At 41.5% G+C, this 17980-nt stretch carries 17 protein-coding genes; 12 read left to right on the top strand and 5 right to left on the bottom strand.

The genetic code is table 11. The features are described from left to right. Window positions 1–18: 18 nt before the first annotated feature. Entirely contained in the window at window positions 19–1164 is a 1146-nt protein-coding gene (locus tag PVK71_RS04300) for a 3-phenylpropionate MFS transporter (protein WP_130048523.1), read from the bottom strand. Window positions 1165–1376: 212 nt separating this feature from the next. Here PVK71_RS04300 and PVK71_RS04295 point away from each other — a divergent pair, with 212 nt between their 5' ends. The 9 genes from PVK71_RS04295 (at window position 1377) to fis (ending at window position 11237) form a co-directional block, all read left to right on the top strand. After that, a complete protein-coding gene (locus tag PVK71_RS04295; protein WP_274419543.1) occupies window positions 1377–3209 on the top strand; it encodes a putative nucleotidyltransferase substrate binding domain-containing protein in 1833 nt (610 codons plus the stop codon). Window positions 3210–3212: 3 nt separating this feature from the next. Continuing rightward, window positions 3213–3857, top strand: coding sequence for a 3'-5' exonuclease (locus PVK71_RS04290; RefSeq protein ID WP_274419544.1), 645 nt, complete (start codon window positions 3213–3215; stop codon window positions 3855–3857). A gap of 214 nt (window positions 3858–4071) precedes the next feature. After that, entirely contained in the window at window positions 4072–6021 is a 1950-nt protein-coding gene (acs, locus tag PVK71_RS04285) for an acetate--CoA ligase (protein ID WP_274419545.1), read from the top strand. Window positions 6022–6460: 439 nt separating this feature from the next. Continuing rightward, window positions 6461–6910, top strand: a complete 450-nt coding sequence (aroQ, locus tag PVK71_RS04280; RefSeq protein WP_274419546.1) for a type II 3-dehydroquinate dehydratase — start codon at window positions 6461–6463, stop codon at window positions 6908–6910. 30 nt (window positions 6911–6940) lie between these two features. Next, the gene (gene accB / locus PVK71_RS04275) at window positions 6941–7399 is read left to right on the top strand and encodes an acetyl-CoA carboxylase biotin carboxyl carrier protein (RefSeq protein ID WP_274419547.1); all 459 of its coding nucleotides are present in this window, start codon (window positions 6941–6943) and stop codon (window positions 7397–7399) included. An 11-nt stretch (window positions 7400–7410) separates the two neighbouring features. Beyond that, window positions 7411–8754 carry an acetyl-CoA carboxylase biotin carboxylase subunit gene (accC, locus tag PVK71_RS04270; protein WP_130048517.1) on the top strand — a complete coding sequence of 448 codons (1344 nt, stop codon included), beginning with the start codon at window positions 7411–7413 and terminating at the stop codon, window positions 8752–8754. A gap of 115 nt (window positions 8755–8869) precedes the next feature. After that, window positions 8870–9754: a 50S ribosomal protein L11 methyltransferase gene (gene prmA / locus PVK71_RS04265; protein WP_274419548.1), complete on the top strand. Its 885-nt coding sequence runs from the start codon at window positions 8870–8872 to the stop codon at window positions 9752–9754. A 195-nt stretch (window positions 9755–9949) separates the two neighbouring features. Further along, entirely contained in the window at window positions 9950–10918 is a 969-nt protein-coding gene (gene dusB, locus PVK71_RS04260) for a tRNA dihydrouridine synthase DusB (RefSeq protein WP_165367202.1), read from the top strand. 22 nt (window positions 10919–10940) lie between these two features. Then, window positions 10941–11237, top strand: a complete 297-nt coding sequence (fis, locus tag PVK71_RS04255; RefSeq protein WP_005421285.1) for a DNA-binding transcriptional regulator Fis — start codon at window positions 10941–10943, stop codon at window positions 11235–11237. A 154-nt stretch (window positions 11238–11391) separates the two neighbouring features. On the opposite strand, the gene PVK71_RS04250 is transcribed toward fis, so the two are convergent. Both PVK71_RS04250 and zntR read right to left on the bottom strand, forming a co-directional pair. Then, complete coding sequence (locus tag PVK71_RS04250) at window positions 11392–11700, bottom strand: hypothetical protein (RefSeq protein WP_130043803.1); 309 nt, start codon at window positions 11698–11700, stop codon at window positions 11392–11394. 88 nt (window positions 11701–11788) lie between these two features. Further along, window positions 11789–12208 (bottom strand): Zn(2+)-responsive transcriptional regulator, encoded by a 420-nt coding sequence (zntR, locus tag PVK71_RS04245; RefSeq protein ID WP_274419563.1) that lies wholly within the window; start codon window positions 12206–12208, stop codon window positions 11789–11791. A gap of 282 nt (window positions 12209–12490) precedes the next feature. On the opposite strand from zntR, the gene purH reads away from it, so the two are divergent. Together purH and purD are read left to right on the top strand one after the other, a co-directional pair. Then, window positions 12491–14083, top strand: coding sequence for a bifunctional phosphoribosylaminoimidazolecarboxamide formyltransferase/IMP cyclohydrolase (gene purH / locus PVK71_RS04240; protein WP_274419549.1), 1593 nt, complete (start codon window positions 12491–12493; stop codon window positions 14081–14083). A gap of 177 nt (window positions 14084–14260) precedes the next feature. Further along, a complete protein-coding gene (purD, locus tag PVK71_RS04235; protein WP_274419550.1) occupies window positions 14261–15553 on the top strand; it encodes a phosphoribosylamine--glycine ligase in 1293 nt (430 codons plus the stop codon). Window positions 15554–15640: 87 nt separating this feature from the next. On the opposite strand, the gene PVK71_RS04230 is transcribed toward purD, so the two are convergent. Both PVK71_RS04230 and PVK71_RS04225 read right to left on the bottom strand, forming a co-directional pair. After that, complete coding sequence (locus PVK71_RS04230; RefSeq protein ID WP_274419551.1) at window positions 15641–16345, bottom strand: DUF1481 domain-containing protein; 705 nt, start codon at window positions 16343–16345, stop codon at window positions 15641–15643. A 39-nt stretch (window positions 16346–16384) separates the two neighbouring features. Beyond that, window positions 16385–16657 carry an HU family DNA-binding protein gene (locus tag PVK71_RS04225; protein ID WP_122033826.1) on the bottom strand — a complete coding sequence of 91 codons (273 nt, stop codon included), beginning with the start codon at window positions 16655–16657 and terminating at the stop codon, window positions 16385–16387. A 219-nt stretch (window positions 16658–16876) separates the two neighbouring features. On the opposite strand from PVK71_RS04225, the gene PVK71_RS04220 reads away from it, so the two are divergent. Continuing rightward, window positions 16877–17944, top strand: coding sequence for a CNNM domain-containing protein (locus PVK71_RS04220; RefSeq protein WP_130048511.1), 1068 nt, complete (start codon window positions 16877–16879; stop codon window positions 17942–17944). Window positions 17945–17980: the final 36 nt, after the last annotated feature.

Raw genomic sequence — 17980 nt, 5'->3', positions numbered from 1 at the left:
TACAAATGTGATTAAGGCCTATTTATCGGTCACTTTATCCAATTTAATCAGTAAAGCAAACGAACCCATTGCTGCCATTAACCAGAAAATATTGGCTCCCCACGCTTCATAGCCCCAACCACTTAATGTCGTCATTAGCGCAATAAATGCCCCTAACGGAATCGCATTGTATAATGCTTGCAAAGGGATCATCTTATTTTGAGGGAAGCGTTGAATGTATTGGATTGCTGCCAAATGAGCCATTGCAAATGTCACCCCGTGTAAAGCTTGAACTAACACTAACGCAAACAGTTCTGTCGTTGCTGCAGTTAACCCCCAACGAACCATCACCCCAACTGCAGCCACTTTAAATAGTGTTGATACCTTCCACCCTGCAAACAGTCGCTTACTAAACGCAAATACCATGACTTCAGCCACAACACCAAGACTCCACAAGTAACCAATCGTACTTTCTTGATAGCCTGATTCTTTCCAGTAGATAGAACTAAAACTGTAATATGCTGCGTGGCTACCTTGAATTAGCGAGACTAAAATAATGAACTTTAATACTGGCGTTTCGGTTAATAGTGCAAGTAATGGTGGACGAGTTTGATCTTCTTCAGACACCGAGACTGGCATTGGGTTTGGGTTTCGCATCACTAAAAACAGTGCCGCTAATATCCCAGCAATCGCGGTATACACGATCATGTCAGTACCGAACCCTGAGACTAAATAGCCAACAACCGTAGAACCCGCGATGAAACTCACTGAGCCCCATAAACGCGTACGTCCATAATCTAATAAATTATTCTTCGCGTAATAGTTTGTCATCGCATCAGACAATGGAACTGCAGGACCACAGGATAAATTAAAGAGCACGGTGACAAATGCCATCCACCAGAAACTCCCTCCATTAATTAAAAACAAACCAAGGGCGATTAATGAGGCGAAAGTAAGAATTCGTAACGCGGGAAGTAAATATTCCACTTTATGCAAACGTGGCGTGATAACTAAGTTCGCCACACAACGCGTCGCAAACCCGAGGCCAATTAATACACCAATATCCCCTGCTGAGACGCCTTGTTCTTCAAACCACAACGCCCAAAATGGTAAATAAACACCATAGGCAAAAAAGAACCCACCAAAGTATTGAGAGATCCAAGCAAAAGGAGAAACGCGAAACATGACAATGTCCAAAGGGAATAAAAGAGACGTTCATTATGGCATTGTATGGGTTTATAAAAAGGGAAAAACGAATTGAAAAAAACTGCACCTTTTAAAATGTGACTTCACCTTCAATTTTCACGCTCTTTATGAAAACTCTAGACTAAAGTCGTCTTCATTCTTATTGCATATCTAGCGAGAATAAGGGAAATCATCAATTAAAGGGGGGAGCTATGCCAAGTGAACTCAATTTCTCAATTGCTCCATTTAATACCCTAACAGCAAACCAGAAAGAGCAATTAACGCGTCATGTCGACATTGCTTACTTTCGTGAAAATGACATTATTTTACATCAAAGCCAATCCTCAGAAAGCTTATACATTATTATCAAAGGCGTAGTTGAAGAGCGATCTAACGACAGCGGTGAGATTTATGCTCATTACACTCATGATGATATTTTTGATGCCCGTTCCCAGCTCGAAGGCTCAGTAAAGCATTGCTATCACGCCCTTGAAGATACGTTATGTCACCTTATTCCTACCGAAGTGTTTCTTTCCATTTATCACGAAAATGCTGATTTCTCTGCTTATTTCAATGGCAGTTTAGCGAAACGTAAAGCGCTTCTCACTCAAGCAAATCAACAACAAAATTTAGCCGAATTTATTCTGACAAAAATTGATGATGATACGATTCAAACCGCCATTTCTGTCGATTGGAATACATCATTAAAACAGGTCACACATTTACTTAAAGAACATAATATTGATGCCCTTTTTGTAGAACTAAACCAATACGACCCAAGGCATAAAAGAAATAAATACTCATTGCCGATCGGGATCATAACCCGCACCGACTTATTACACGCATTAGTCCTCAATAATCACGAGCCGAACCACCCTGTGGGCCCAATTGCGACCTACCCTATCGTATCGATACAAAAACACGACTACCTTTTTAATGCCATGACCCTTATGACTCGCCACCACGTAAAAAGAGTGGCTGTATTAGATAGTCAGCAATTAGTTGGTATGCTCGATATGACTCAGGTATTAAGCCTTTTCTCAACGCACTCTCACGTCTTAACACTTCGCATCGCCAGAGCCCAAAGTATTGAAGAGCTTGCCATTGCTGCTAATAGCCAAACCCAGCTCATTAATACCTTATTAAATAACGGCATTCGAACGCGATTTATCATGGAATTAATTTCTACGGTTAATGAACAGATCATTGAAAAAGCATTTAGTTTAACCATCCCCAAAGGGCTTCATGATCACTGCTGTTTAATTGTTATGGGCTCAGAAGGCCGAGGTGAGCAGATCTTAAAAACCGATCAAGATAACGCTTTAATCATTAAGAATGGCTTAGAGTGGCACCAAGTAAATGAATTAATGACCCAATTTACACAGACGTTATTGCAGCTTGGCTACCCTTTATGCAAAGGAAATGTCATGGTCAGTAACCCTCACTGGGTCAAAACAGAGCAAGAGTGGCAGCGTTATATTGAACGAATGAGCACAGAGCACAATGGTGAGAATATGATGAACTTAGCCATATTTTCTGATGCGCAAGCCGTTGCTGGTAATCGAGATTTACTGACGCCATTAAAGCAGAGCATAAGTCATCAGTTAAAAGATAACGAACTTGCCTTAAGCATTTTTACTCGCCCAGCACTGCAATTTACGGTGCCGTTAACTCTGTTTGGCAACGTCAAAAATAAAAAAGAAGGGATTGATATTAAGCAAGGGGGTATTTTCCCCATTGTTCATGGTATTCGCGCGCTCGCCTTGGAACAAGGAATCGAAAAAACCAATACTTTTCAACGTATTGAAGAATTAAACTCACGCAAAGTTTTAGAGCACTCAACCGCAGATAACTTAACCGAAGCATTAAAATTATTTTTTAAATGGCGACTTCGTCATCAGTTAAAAAACAGCCAAAATAGAGTGTCTAATTACATTCACATTGAACAGCTCGATAGAACGGAAAGAGATTTACTTCGCCATAGTTTGCACGTAGTGAAAAAATTTAAAGAATGGCTTGGCTACCATTATCAAATAAGGGATTAAACGATGAATGCCCTACAGCGATTATGGTGGCGATATAAATTAAAAGACCACCCTCATCATTCTCTATTTTCATCCTATTCTGGTGATGAATTAGTCTCGATTGATTGTGAAACCACTAGCCTTGACCCTAACCACGCTGAACTGGTTTCTATTGCGGCCATTAAAATCAAAAATAATCGAGTATTAACCAGTCAAACCATTCACTTAAAACTAGCACCACCACAAAGTTTAAACTCTGATTCGATTAAGGTTCATCAGCTGAGACATCACGATCTCACCAGCGGGTTATCAGAAAAAGAAGCGCTTAATCAACTGATTCACTTTATTGGTTGTCGACCAATTGTGGGTTACCACATTCACTATGACAAAAAGATTTTAGACCGAGCCTGTTTACGTCACTTCAATCATCCTTTATCAAATTCATTAGTTGAAGTATGTCACCTCTATCATCATAAATTAGAACGACTACTACCAAACGCTTATTACGATCTAAGCATTGACGCTATTTCTAGACATTTAGACCTACCGCAGGCTAAACGCCATGATGCATTAGAAGACGCCATTGCCGCCGCATTAATTTATGTGCGCTTAACTCATGGGGACTTTCCAGATTTGCCAACAATAAGGCTAGGCCATAGCAATCACTGATACACAGTTACTGATCTGCGTCTCAAAAACCAATACTCGCCATTCTGAAAATTCAGTAAACCTTTCTTTCTCTGACTAAAGTCTAATTGTTGAAAACCTATTTCTAACCGAAAGTAATATCAACCCGACCAATAAAAAAGCAGAACCAATGATGGTGCTGCAATGAAATCCAGTCATAAATTGGATATTTGCTGTATTCACAAGGAGAATCAACATGAGTGACATTCACGTATACCCTGTCAATCAAGACATCGCTAACAATGCCCACGCAGATGATGAAAAATATCGTGAAATGTACCAGCAGTCCGTTATTAACCCTGAAGGTTTTTGGCGTGAGCATGGACAGATCCTTGATTGGATGACTCCTTATACAAAAGTGAAAAACACCTCTTTTGATACTGGCCATGTCGATATTAAATGGTTTGAAGATGGCGAATTAAATGTCTCGGTAAACTGTATTGACCGTCACTTAGCTACTCGCGGTAATGAAGTCGCGATTATTTGGGAGGGTGATGATCCACAAGATGACGCCTCAATTACCTTCAACGAACTCCATGAGCAAGTTGGTAAATTTTCAAATGCACTAAAAAGCCAAGGCGTTCGTAAAGGCGATGTGGTTTGTATTTATATGCCAATGGTGGCAGAAGCTGCTGTTGCTATGCTGGCTTGTACTCGTATCGGCGCGGTTCACACCGTAGTATTTGGGGGCTTTTCACCAGAAGCACTGGCTGGACGAATTGTCGATTCCGATGCAAAAGTGGTTATTACCGCTGATGAAGGTGTTCGTGGTGGTCGTACTGTTCCACTGAAAAAGAATGTCGATGATGCATTGAATAACCCTGAAGTAACCACCATTGAAAAAGTCGTTGTATTCCAACGTACAGGCAATGACATTGAGTGGAGTGAAGACCGTGATGTATGGTGGCACGAAGTAACGGCTGTCGCTTCTGCACACTGTGTACCTGAAGCAATGAATGCCGAAGATCCTCTATTTATTCTCTATACTTCTGGATCTACAGGTAAACCTAAAGGCGTATTACATACCACAGGTGGCTACCTTGTTTATGCAGCCATGACCTTTAAATATATTTTTGATTATCAAGAAGGCGAAGTTTTCTGGTGTACTGCAGATGTTGGTTGGATCACCGGTCACACTTACTTAATTTATGGTCCTCTTGCAAATGGTGCAAAAACGATTTTGTTTGAAGGTGTACCTAATTACCCAAGCACTAGCCGCATGAGTGAAGTGGTAGATAAGCATAACGTAAATATTCTCTATACTGCCCCAACAGCGATTCGAGCATTGATGGCACAGGGCAATGATGCAGTAGAAGGCACGTCGCGAACCTCATTACGAGTAATGGGATCGGTTGGTGAGCCAATCAACCCTGAGGCATGGGAGTGGTATTACAACACGATTGGTGATGCTCGTTGTCCTATCGTTGATACGTGGTGGCAAACAGAAACCGGTGGCATTTTAATCTCACCACTACCGGGAGCAACCGCATTAAAACCAGGTTCAGCAACTCGCCCATTCTTTGGCGTTCAACCAGCTTTAGTCGACAACATGGGAAATATCCTTGATGGTGCGACCGATGGCAACCTGGTTATTACTGATTCATGGCCTGGGCAGATGCGCACCATTTATGGTGATCATGACCGCTTTGAACAAACTTACTTTTCTACCTTTAAAGGCATGTATTTTACCAGTGATGGCGCACGACGTGATGACGATGGTTACTACTGGATCACTGGCCGTGTTGATGACGTATTAAATGTTTCGGGTCACCGAATGGGAACCGCCGAAGTAGAATCCGCATTAGTGGCGTTTGATAAAATAGCAGAAGCTGCCATTGTTGGCGTACCCCATGATATTAAAGGCCAAGCGATTTATGCCTACATCACCCTAAATTCAGGTGAAATTCCAAGTGCTGAACTGCATAAAGAAGTGAAAGATTGGGTAAGAAAAGAAATAGGCCCAATAGCAACGCCAGATTTCCTCCATTGGACAGACTCATTACCTAAAACTCGTTCAGGTAAAATTATGCGCCGTATTCTACGAAAAATAGCAACCGGAGATACTTCCAACCTTGGAGATACTTCAACCCTTGCTGACCCAAGCGTGGTTGATAAACTGATTGAAGAGCAAAGAAAAATCGCCTAAATACATTCAATAAAATCTAATTTTTATCTCAATAAGCCACTATTGTTCGCAATGGTGGCTTATTTCATGTGACGCCCTGCGCAAATTTACAGATATGTTATTTCTTTACCTCCTGCTGATTAAGTAAGCAAAATAAAAACTGTATAATTGTTCAACAAAGTTTAAAGTATTTGTTAACTAACAAGTAAAATAACGGAACTTAACTGCCCTCTTTGCTTCTTATTATCATATTTAAGTCAAAATATGTTTTATTATCTTCGCATAAAGTGAGAACTTAGAGCTGATAAGACCAGTATTTTGCTGCGATTTGCTGTGATATTGTCTATAATTGCTTTTCATGAGCATTAGCAGTGTAATATTTGCAAAAACTCATCAAATCGAATATATAAATTATGCTTTTTTTTACTTCAATCGTAAGAACAAGGAATTTAGCATCACAATGTCGACTCAATTGCGAATTTTAGTTCTCAATGGCCCAAATCTAAACCTATTAGGTCTGCGTGAACCTGCTCATTATGGCAGCCAAAACTTAGAGCAAATTGTTAATGCTTTAAGCATTCAAGCCGATGCTTTTGGTATAGAACTCGAACATTTACAATCTAATCGTGAATATGAGTTGATTGAAGCTATCCATAATGCTTATCAACGTATTGATTTCATTATCATCAACCCAGCTGCGTTTACACACACTAGCGTTGCTTTACGTGATGCTCTACTTGGGGTTGATATTCCTTTTATTGAAGTACATTTATCAAATGTCCATGCACGCGAACCTTTTCGCCACCATTCTTATCTTTCTGATAAAGCGGTAGGTGTTATTTGTGGGTTAGGTGCTGATGGCTACGAATTTGCTTTGAATGCAGCAGCAAAACGTCTGCGTTCAAATTGATCACTGAATATAAACAGAAGAGATTACACAATGGATATCCGCAAAATTAAAAAACTGATTGAACTAGTTGAAGAATCTGGCATTGCAGAACTTGAAATTTCTGAAGGTGAAGAGTCAGTACGCATCAGCCGTGCTGTAGCACCTCAAGCTCAACTAGCACCAATACAACAAGTTGCGGCACCTGTAGCTGCTCCTGTTGCAGAAGCAGCTCCTGTTGCTACAGCTCCTGTTGCTGAAGCTCCAGCAGAAGTTGCTGGTCATAAAGTTTGCTCTCCAATGGTTGGCACGTTCTACGGCGCTTCAAGCCCAGACGCAAAACCATTTGTTAAAGTTGGTCAGCAAGTTACTGCTGGCGATACACTTTGTATCGTTGAAGCAATGAAAATGATGAACCAAATTGAAGCGGACAAGTCTGGTACTGTTACTGCTATTTTAGTTGAAGACGGTAACCCGGTTGAATTTGATCAACCACTTGTTGTGATCGCATAATAGAGCTCACTATGTTAGATAAATTAGTTATCGCAAACCGTGGTGAAATTGCACTACGTATCTTGCGAGCATGTAAAGAGCTTGGCATTAAAACGGTTGCAGTTCACTCTACTGCTGACCGTGATTTAAAGCACGTATTGCTTGCAGATGAAACCATTTGTATTGGTCCTGCACGCAGTGCTGACAGCTACTTAAACATTCCTCGCATTATTAGTGCGGCAGAAGTGACAGGCGCAGTTGCTGTTCATCCAGGTTATGGCTTCTTAGCTGAAAATGCTGACTTCGCAGAGCAAGTTGAGCGTTCTGGCTTTATCTTTGTTGGTCCTAAAGCGGAAACTATCCGCATGATGGGCGACAAAGTATCAGCGATTACATCAATGAAAAAAGCAGGCGTACCTTGTGTACCTGGTTCTGATGGCCCGCTAGATAATGACGAAGCGAAAAACAAATCATTTGCAAAACGCATTGGCTACCCTGTAATCATCAAAGCCTCTAGTGGTGGCGGTGGTCGTGGTATGCGTGTTGTTCGTGCAGAAAAAGATCTAATCGAAGCAATCGCAATGACTCGTGCTGAAGCAACAGCTTGTTTTGGTGACGGTACGGTTTACATGGAAAAATTCCTTGAAAACCCTCGCCACATCGAAGTTCAAGTAATTGCTGATGGTCAAGGTAATGCGATTCACCTTGGTGAGCGTGACTGTTCTATGCAGCGTCGTCACCAGAAAGTAGTTGAAGAAGCACCAGCACCTGGTATTACCGAAGAAATGCGTAAATACATCGGTGAGCGTTGTACACGTGCGTGTATCGATATTGCTTACCGCGGTGCGGGTACATTTGAATTCTTATACGAAAACGGTGAGTTCTACTTCATTGAGATGAACACACGTATTCAAGTTGAGCACACAATTACTGAAATGGTAACGGGTATCGACTTAATCAAAGAGCAACTGCGTATTGCCGCAGGCCAACCTCTTTCGTTTACTCAAGAAGACATTAAACTGCGTGGTCACTCAATTGAGTGTCGTATCAATGCTGAAGATCCTGTTCGCTTCCTACCTTCACCGGGTAAAATTGAACGTTTCCATGCACCAGGTGGTATGGGTGTTCGTTGGGAATCTCACATTTATACAGGCTATACAGTGCCACCACATTACGATTCAATGATCGGTAAGTTAATCACTTACGGTGAAAATCGTGATGTTGCTATCGCTCGTATGAAAAACGCATTAAGCGAAATGATTGTGGAAGGCATCAATACAAATATCTCTCTACACCTAGATATTATGAATGATGAGAACTTCCAACACGGCGGTGCAAACATCCATTACCTTGAGAAAAAATTAGGCCTTCAATAGAACCCAATTTTTCATCTTAAGTTAAAGAAGTAAATAAAGGCCGCGAGTGATTACACTCACGGCCTTTTTCTATGGTAAAATTCGCCGATATTTTCAACTAAACAAAGTGATCCCCATGCCTTGGATTCAAGTAAAACTAAATGCAACATCTGAAAATGCTGAACAAATCAGTGATATGCTAATGGAAGAGACGGGTGCTCTTTCGGTAACGTTTTTAGATGCAAAAGATGTCCCTATCTTTGAACCTCTTCCAGGAGAGACTCGTTTATGGGGCGAAACGGATATTGTTGCTCTTTATGATGCAGAAACCGACATGGATTTAGTGATTGCACAATTAAAAGCAAGCACGGTACTTGATGATAACTTTGCTTATAAAGTTGAACAACTTGAAGACAAAGACTGGGAACGTGAATGGATGGATAACTTCCACCCAATGAAGTTTGGTGAGCGCTTATGGATTTGCCCAAGCTGGCGTGAAATCCCTGAGCCAGATGCGGTTAATGTTATGCTTGATCCTGGTCTTGCGTTTGGTACAGGCACCCATGCAACAACAGCACTTTGTCTTGAATGGCTAGAAAGTATCGACCTTAAAGGTAAAACTGTTATCGACTTTGGTTGTGGCTCTGGCATCTTAGCGATCGCTGCGATCAAATTAGGTGCTGCAAAAGTGGTAGGGATCGACATTGATCCTCAAGCGATCACCGCATCAAAAGACAATGCCGCTCGTAATGGCGTAGCCGATCAACTTGAATTATTCTTACCTCAAGATCAGCCAGGGAACCTTGTTGCAGACGTCGTTGTCGCTAATATTCTTGCTGCCCCACTTCGTGAACTTTCAAGTATTATTACCGCTCACGTTGCTCCTGGTGGCGTGCTAGCTATGTCTGGTGTCTTAGATACTCAAGCAAATGATGTTGCTTCATACTACGCAGATAACTTCACCCTTGATGCTATTGCTGAGCAACAAGAATGGTGCAGAATCTCAGGAATTAAGAAGTAATCGTCCCTCAGACCTACTCTTTCTAAAAAAAACTTCAATGCCTCAATACTAAATTTGAGGCATAAAACCGTCTAATTGACTGAAATATAAACAAATTGCATAAACTATTTGTAAATGCTCAAAATTTGGTCTTTTCAGGCGAGCAAAAAATGCGTAAAATGCGCGCCCTTGCTGACACAAACGTGTGTGGATGTTTTGCAGATAGGTAAATATACATTAAAGAACAATCTTATCGTTGCTCCTATGGCTGGTGTAACCGATAGGCCTTTTCGTGAGTTATGTATGCGCTATGGCGCAGGCATGGCTGTGAGCGAAATGATGTCTTCTAACCCAAAACTATGGAAAACATCTAAGTCCCAAAATCGCATGGTACATGAAGGTGAATCTGGTATTCGCTCGGTACAAATTGCTGGGGCAGATCCACAGTTGATGGCAGAAGCTGCGCAACACTGTGTTGAAACCGGTGCTCAAATCATCGATATCAATATGGGGTGCCCTGCTAAGAAGGTGAATAAGAAACTTGCTGGTTCCGCATTATTACAGCGACCTGATTTGATTGAAGAGATCTTATTAGCCGTTGTAAATGCCGTTGACGTTCCGGTAACTCTGAAAACGCGTACAGGCTGGGATCCAGACAACCGAAACTGTGTTCAGGTTGCAAAAATGGCGGAGCAATGTGGCATCCAAGCTTTAGCGCTTCATGGGCGAACCAGAGCTTGTATGTACAAAGGTGAAGCTGAATACGACAACATTAAAGCGGTAAAAGAAGCGATTTCTATTCCGGTTATAGCGAACGGTGATATCGACTCACCGGAAAAGGCTCGTTTTGTGCTTGAGTATACAGGCGCTGACGCTTTAATGATCGGCCGTCCTGCACAAGGTAGGCCATGGATTTTTAAAGAAATCCAACATTATTTAGAAACGGGCGAAATCATGCCACCTCTTCCAATTGAAGAAGTGAAGACCACTTTACTTGGTCATGTCCATGCGCTTCACCAGTTTTATGGTGAATTTTTAGGCCCTCGCATTGCTCGTAAGCATGTGGGTTGGTACTTAAAAGAGCATGAGCAAGCAACCGATTTCCGCCGCAGCTTTAACGCGATAGAGGACGCTTCACAGCAACTCCATCAACTTGAAAGCTATTTCGACCACGTTGCATCATAATAAAAGAAGAGCTAAACAGAATATGTTCGATCAATCTATGACTTCAGAAGCATTAACAGTTACAACAGTTACAGCACAAGACCAAATTACTCAGAAACCACTACGTGATTCTGTTAAGGCTTCGCTGAAAAACTACTTAGGCCAACTAAATGGTCAAGAAGTTAACGACTTATATGAATTAGTATTAGCTGAAGTAGAGCAACCTCTACTAGACATGATCATGCAGCATACTCGCGGCAACCAAACTAAAGCAGCAAACATGATGGGTATCAACCGTGGTACGCTTCGTAAAAAACTTAAAAAATACGGCATGAACTAGTCACGCCTTATTTCGAAAATTTAAAGCAGTGTTAAGCAATTAACGCTGCTTTTTTTATACCTAAGATAACTGCATTCATCTCTTTCTTTGATCAACAGATATAAAAAAACCGATACTACATTTCTGTAATATCGGCTTTTAAATCTCTTACCTACTATGGCGGCCAAGCTCGTTTCTTGCCACCACCAGCACCAGCTCCTGAGCGAATAAGCTCAACGGCTTTTGCTGTTTTCTCTTCAATTCCTTTCAAACGCTCGTCAAGTTCACTTAAATCAGCTGCGGCTCCCGCGGTATTCGAACCTTGAGCACCAACACCATCAATCATTTTAGCGATCTTGGCATTCTGAGCTTCAATACGCTTAATACGAGCATCAAGCTCCATTACTGCCTTGCCTTGCTCACTGATTTTTTTATCGATAACTTTCAGAGCGGAAAGCAATTTCATTACGTATTGTTTTTCCATTAATTGGCTCTCACCTAATTGTCGCTCGTATTCTTTCCACTAATTATCGACCATTTTATCAACATCTTGAGTAAACAGGCACAATAATTTATGCTTTTTTCTCTTCTAACTCAGTTAAGGCAGAAAGAATAGAGCAATGAGAGGCATCTTCGTCAACATGACCACAACAAGCATCATTAATTCGCTTTAACGCAGTTCTAATTTCAGTGAGTTGCTCAATCTTTTTATCTATTGTATTTAGTTTAGTTTGAGTAATCGCTTTTACCTCAGCGCAACTGTGCTTTGTTGCTTCCAATCTAATGTCGAGCAGCTCTTGTATTTCATCTAACGTTAAGCCCAACTGCTTAGCTTTTAAAATAAAACGAATTTGAGCAAGATTGTCATCATTATAAAGACGATATCCACTATTGCTTCTGCCTGATGGTATAAGTAACCCATTTTTCTCATAAAAGCGTAATGTGTCGTTAGTAACATTACATCGTTTTGCCAACTCTCCAATCAAATACATTTTCATTTCGTCTTTTCCCTCTCTTTATGCGCTTTATTTGTATCGTTTTTTAATAAAAATGACATCTTTTTCTATGAATGCAATCGATTGCGCGAGCTTTTTTGTTTAAGTTTAGTTAGAATATGCACCATTACGTTAATACAACACTTAATACTTTACTCTTTTCAATTAGGGTGTTTCCCAAAACTGGCCAATCTCTGCTTCTCCTTAAACAAGAAATAGAGCAGAACAAGTTCATTTTTGGCAAAAATCCTAACTTAATTCTAAAGGAAGAAAGTAGTCATGAATAACGCACGTCCGATCCGTCGCGCGCTAATTAGCGTATCTGATAAAACTGGTATTGTAGAATTTGCTCAAGCACTGACTGAGCGCGGAGTAGATATCCTATCTACTGGTGGTACCGCTCGCCTGCTTGCTGAAAAAGGCATCTCAGTAACTGAAGTATCTGATTACACAGGCTTCCCAGAAATGATGGATGGCCGCGTTAAAACTCTTCATCCTAAAGTTCATGGTGGTGTACTTGGTCGTCGTGGCCAAGATGACGGCATCATGGAACAACATGGCATCAACCCAATCGATATGGTTGTTGTTAACCTATACCCATTTGCAGAAACTGTTGCTAAAGAAGGTTGTACACTTGCTGACGCTGTTGAGAATATCGACATCGGCGGCCCAACAATGGTTCGTTCTGCAGCGAAAAACCACAACGACGTTACCATCGTTGTTAACGCACACGACTACGAGCGCGTTATTGCTGAAATGGACTCTAACGAGAAATCTCTTACTCTAGAAACACGCTTTGACCTCGCTATCGCAGCATTCGAGCACACCGCTTCTTATGATGGCATGATTGCTAATTACTTCGGTACTATGGTTCCTAGTTACGGCGAGAACAAGGAAGGTGATGAAGAGAGCAAATTCCCACGCACGTTCAATCAACAGTTCGAGAAAAAACAAGACATGCGCTACGGTGAGAACAGCCACCAAGCTGCTGCATTCTACGTTGAAGCCAATCCTGAAGAAGCATCAGTGTCTACTGCTCGCCAAATCCAAGGTAAAGCCCTGTCTTACAACAACATCGCTGACACTGACGCAGCGCTTGAGTGTGTGAAAGAGTTCAACGAGCCAGCATGTGTGATTGTTAAGCACGCTAACCCATGTGGTGTTGCACTAGGTGAAGACATCCTAGAAGCTTACGACCGCGCATTCAAAACAGACCCAACGTCTGCATTTGGCGGCATCATTGCTTTCAACCGTGAGCTAGACGCTGCAACAGCAACGGCTATCACTGAGCGTCAATTCGTTGAAGTTATCATTGCACCATCAGTTTCTGCTGAAGCAGTAGAAATCGTAGCGACTAAGAAAAACCTACGCCTACTTGAGTGTGGTGAGTGGACAACGAAGACAACTGGCTTTGACGTGAAACGCGTTAACGGTGGCTTGTTAGTTCAAGACCGCGACCAAGGCATGGTGTCTGAAGATGACCTTAAAGTCGTTTCTAAGCGCCAACCAACGGCTGAAGAATTAAAAGATGCACTGTTCTGCTGGAAAGTAGCAAAATACGTAAAATCTAACGCTATCGTTTACTCGAGAGGCGACATGACTATCGGCGTAGGTGCAGGCCAAATGAGCCGTGTTTACTCTGCGAAAATCGCAGGCATTAAAGCGGCTGACGAAGGTCTACAGGTTGAAGGTTGTGTAATGGCATCAGATGCATTCTTCCCATTCCGTGACGGTATCGACGCGGCAGCAGAAGCTGGTATCAAATGTGTTATCCAACCGGGTGGTTCTATGCGTGATGATGAAGTTATCGCCGCTGCCAATGAACATGGTATGGCGATGATCTTTACTGGCATGCGTCACTTCCGTCACTAGGAAAGACAGTAACGAGAGCGCTTCGCTTCTAGAAACTAGAACGCTGCGCTCCTATAAGAGCAAAAAAGAGCACTCTGTAAGCTTAATATTGCTCTTATAGTTTCTCGCACACTGAACTTTGTATTCATCGATTTATATAATTTATCCCCATTACAAAATGGTATTAAGGATTAAAACATGAACGTATTGATCATCGGCGCAGGCGGTAGAGAGCATGCTTTAGGCTGGAAAGCAGCACAAAACCCAAACGTTGAAACGGTATTTATCGCTCCAGGTAATGCAGGTACAGCACTTGAACCAAAGCTAGAAAACGTAGCAATTGATGTTGAAGACATTACAGCCCTTGTTGCCTTTGCAAAAGAGAAAGCAATTGAGCTAACAATCGTTGGCCCTGAAGCACCATTAGTTATCGGTGTTGTTGATGCATTCCGTGACGCAGGATTACCTATCTTTGGCCCTACAAAAGCAGCGGCACAACTAGAAGGCTCTAAAGCATTTACCAAAGATTTCTTAGCTCGTCATGATATCCCAACGGGTTCTTATGCAAACTTCACTGAAATTGAACCTGCATTAGCTTACGTTCGTGAACAAGGTGCTCCTATCGTTGTTAAAGCTGACGGTCTTGCCGCAGGTAAAGGCGTTATTGTTGCAATGACACTTGAAGAAGCTGAAGATGCGATCAAAGACATGCTTTCTGGTAACGTTTTTGGTGATGCTGGTAGCCGTGTCGTTATTGAAGAATTTTTAGAAGGTGAAGAAGCAAGCTTTATCGTGATGGTTGATGGCGCAAGTGTTCTACCAATGGCAACAAGCCAAGATCACAAACGCGTAGGCGACAAAGACACAGGTCCAAATACTGGTGGTATGGGAGCATATTCTCCAGCACCCGTTGTTACTCCTGAAATTCATAATCGTATCCTTGAAGAAGTCATCTACCCTACAGTTCGTGGTATGGATGCAGAAGGTGCACCTTACACAGGGTTCTTATACGCAGGTTTGATGATTGATACTGATGGCACACCAAAAGTAATCGAATATAACTGCCGCTTTGGTGACCCTGAAACGCAACCTATTATGATGCGTATGGAGTCGGACCTTGTTGATCTTTGCCTAATGGCTATTGACGAAAAGCTGGATGAGGCAGAATCTAAGTGGGATCCTCGAGCTTCTATTGGTGTTGTTCTTGCAGCTGGCGGTTACCCTGCAGACTACGCGAAAGGTGACGTTATTTCATTGCCAACAAGCGAAGTTGAAGGACAAAAGATCTTTCACGCAGGCACCACAAATAACGAAGCTGGCGACGTTGTGACAAATGGCGGCCGCGTACTTTGTGCTACAGCATTAGGAAATACAGTCTTAGAAGCTCAGCAGCGTGCGTACGAGCTAACGAAACAAGTAAGCTGGAATGGAATGTTTCATCGCAATGATATTGGTTACCGTGCCATTGCACGTGAATTAGAAGGTAAGTAATCACTTATCTTACAAATAACGGCTCCAGAAAAACAAAAAAGGCGCTATCACAGCGCCTTTTTATATCAATATAGATAAAGAATAAATTTACTCTTCAATTAATTGAGGTTGCTCTACACAAGAGTAACTATCATCAGTTAACAGCAATAATTCAGACATTTTTAATACTTTTTTATCGCGATTTTTTTCTTCACCTAAAAACGAAATAAAACTATCTAGACCAGATAATCGTACGACGACAAAATTCGGCAAAATTTGATTAAATTCTAATTGATCGTATTGCTTACCATCACAAGAGTAAAATGTTTCACCGTCCCACTCACCTTGATATAAAGCGATGCCTTCTTTATCAAAATTTTCTACATTTGTGACTAAAGATTGAGATTGCTCTTGAAATTGAGCAAGTTGTTTTGGCATTAATGGAAATATACGACTATCTTTACGATAGCGTTGATACACAGCCTCTCCATTACCATTATAACGAACGTGCATTATGTAAGGAATGAGGCCGTCAGTATTATCTAGCATCTCACCTTCACGAACGGCTTCGACTAATACGTTCTTTTCCCAGCGATAACTTGTTTTATACCAACCATAATCGCCCATAGTAACGTAATCTGACGCAGTCAGAGACTGTTGCAGTCGACGCGTATACCAATAGTAACTGGTTGCATCACCTTGGATTTGACCACCAGTTAAGGTGACTGATTTGATGCGTTGCTCATCTGATGGGCTTGATGAACAGCCAAAAAGAAATGCTGAGAGAAGTAAGGTAGATAGAATGCGCTTCATAAAAATGCCGAGTTAAGGGTTAACTCGGCAAAGTATATCTTAGTTCACTGATTCTTTCAGTGCTTTACCAGCAACAAATGCAGGAACATTCGCCGCTTTGATTTGAATCTCGTCACCAGTCTTAGGGTTGCGACCAGTGCGTGCTGCACGATGGTTAACTTTAAAAGTACCAAAGCCGATAAGTTGAACCTGTTCGCCATCTTTAAGTGCGCCAGTTACGCCTTCTAGAGTCGCTTCAAGAGCTGCTTTTGCTTGTGCTTTTGATAGGTCTGCTTTTTCAGCAATAGCATCAATTAACTGGGTTTTATTCATTAGGGTTTCCCTTCTATTTTTTGAAATTCTGTTCACTCTAATGCATAAAGCCCCCATCTGGCAAAGGTTTGTCACACTTCTTGCTACAGAATGCGCGTTCTTTAGACACAAACTGAGTAACGTCTCACAATTTATCACTATTTTTCATTTGTGAGGCATTGTTTTTTGGCCGAACAGCACCCATTTTATAAGGGCTTGCTTACTTTTTTGAGATTAATAATGTTTATTTTATCCATCTATATTGCCATTTCTATTAGCGTATCCTTCATTTGTTCTGTGCTTGAGGCTATTTTACTTAGTATCAGTCCAAGCTATTTGGCTCAAATGCGTCAAGAGAACCACCCTGCTGCCGAAAGATTAACGCAACTAAAAAACAATGTAGATCGCCCTTTAGCGTCAATTTTAACCCTAAATACTATTGCCCATACTGCGGGTGCTGCGGCTTCTGGTGCTCAAGCGTCTATCGTTTTTGGTAGTGAGTGGCTAGGTGTTTTCTCTGCGTTCTTAACGTTCGCAATCCTATTATTTTCTGAAATTGTACCGAAAACTATCGGTGCAACCTACTGGCGTCAACTCGCTCCAATGGCTGCAAGAATGCTTCATTGGATGGTGCTATTATTAAGCCCTGTTGTTTGGGCGTCAGAGCAATTAACTAAACGCTTAGCTCGCGGACATCAAGCGCCAAAATTACGAGATGAAATAGCTGCGATGGCAACTCTTGCAAAAGAGAATGGGGAATTTGCAGAAGGTGAATCAAAAATCTTAACTAATATTCTAAATATTAGAGATGTACCAGTAACCCAAGTAATGACGCCAAGAACCGTTTTATTTCGTGTTAATGCTGAAATGACGGTGGAAGACTTTATAAAAGATTGCGCAGAAACCCCATTTTCACGTCCATTAGTTTACAGTGAAGACAGTGATAACATTGTTGGCTTTATCCATCGCTTAGAATTATTCTCAGCAATGCATAAAGGCCAAGGAAAACGCCTTCTTGGCTCTGTTATGCGCCCAATTCAAGTTGTTATCAGTACTTCAACACTACCTAAAGCATTTGAACACTTAATGAAGCACAGAGCACAGTTAGCACTCGTGATTGATGAATACGGCACGGTACAAGGCCTGCTTACTTTAGAAGATATCTTTGAATATATGGTTGGTGAAGAGATCATTGATGAAGCAGATAAAACTACGGATATGCAGCAACTGGCTCAACAGCGTTGGACTAACTGGAAAAATAAGCACGGCGTTATCGATAATACCGATGTAGAAGAAGAGAAAGAATAGTTAAAGGTGTTAGCAAGCCCCTTTAAATTAAAAAAC

This window comes from Aliivibrio sp. S4MY1 (assembly GCF_028765545.1).
Taxonomy (GTDB): Bacteria; Pseudomonadota; Gammaproteobacteria; order Enterobacterales; family Vibrionaceae; genus Aliivibrio.
The sequence above is the reverse complement of the archived record's forward strand: the minus strand, read 5'-3'. Positions and strand labels throughout refer to the sequence as shown.

Bases quoted from the DNA above. Each gene is read 5' to 3' on its own strand.
- aroQ (WP_274419546.1), top strand. From the start codon at position 6,461: ATGTCGACTCAATTGCGAATTTTAGTTCTCAATGGCCCAAATCTAAAC.
- PVK71_RS04250 (WP_130043803.1), bottom strand. From the start codon at position 11,700: ATGGAAAAACAATACGTAATGAAATTGCTTTCCGCTCTGAAAGTTATC.
- acs (WP_274419545.1), top strand. From the start codon at position 4,072: ATGAGTGACATTCACGTATACCCTGTCAATCAAGACATCGCTAACAAT.
- PVK71_RS04220 (WP_130048511.1), top strand. From the start codon at position 16,877: ATGTTTATTTTATCCATCTATATTGCCATTTCTATTAGCGTATCCTTC.
- PVK71_RS04290 (WP_274419544.1), top strand. From the start codon at position 3,213: ATGAATGCCCTACAGCGATTATGGTGGCGATATAAATTAAAAGACCAC.
- fis (WP_005421285.1), top strand. From the start codon at position 10,941: ATGTTCGATCAATCTATGACTTCAGAAGCATTAACAGTTACAACAGTT.
- accC (WP_130048517.1), top strand. From the start codon at position 7,411: ATGTTAGATAAATTAGTTATCGCAAACCGTGGTGAAATTGCACTACGT.
- zntR (WP_274419563.1), bottom strand. From the start codon at position 12,208: ATGTATTTGATTGGAGAGTTGGCAAAACGATGTAATGTTACTAACGAC.
- PVK71_RS04230 (WP_274419551.1), bottom strand. From the start codon at position 16,345: ATGAAGCGCATTCTATCTACCTTACTTCTCTCAGCATTTCTTTTTGGC.
- accB (WP_274419547.1), top strand. From the start codon at position 6,941: ATGGATATCCGCAAAATTAAAAAACTGATTGAACTAGTTGAAGAATCT.
- purH (WP_274419549.1), top strand. From the start codon at position 12,491: ATGAATAACGCACGTCCGATCCGTCGCGCGCTAATTAGCGTATCTGAT.
- prmA (WP_274419548.1), top strand. From the start codon at position 8,870: ATGCCTTGGATTCAAGTAAAACTAAATGCAACATCTGAAAATGCTGAA.
- PVK71_RS04295 (WP_274419543.1), top strand. From the start codon at position 1,377: ATGCCAAGTGAACTCAATTTCTCAATTGCTCCATTTAATACCCTAACA.
- purD (WP_274419550.1), top strand. From the start codon at position 14,261: ATGAACGTATTGATCATCGGCGCAGGCGGTAGAGAGCATGCTTTAGGC.
- PVK71_RS04300 (WP_130048523.1), bottom strand. From the start codon at position 1,164: ATGTTTCGCGTTTCTCCTTTTGCTTGGATCTCTCAATACTTTGGTGGG.
- PVK71_RS04225 (WP_122033826.1), bottom strand. From the start codon at position 16,657: ATGAATAAAACCCAGTTAATTGATGCTATTGCTGAAAAAGCAGACCTA.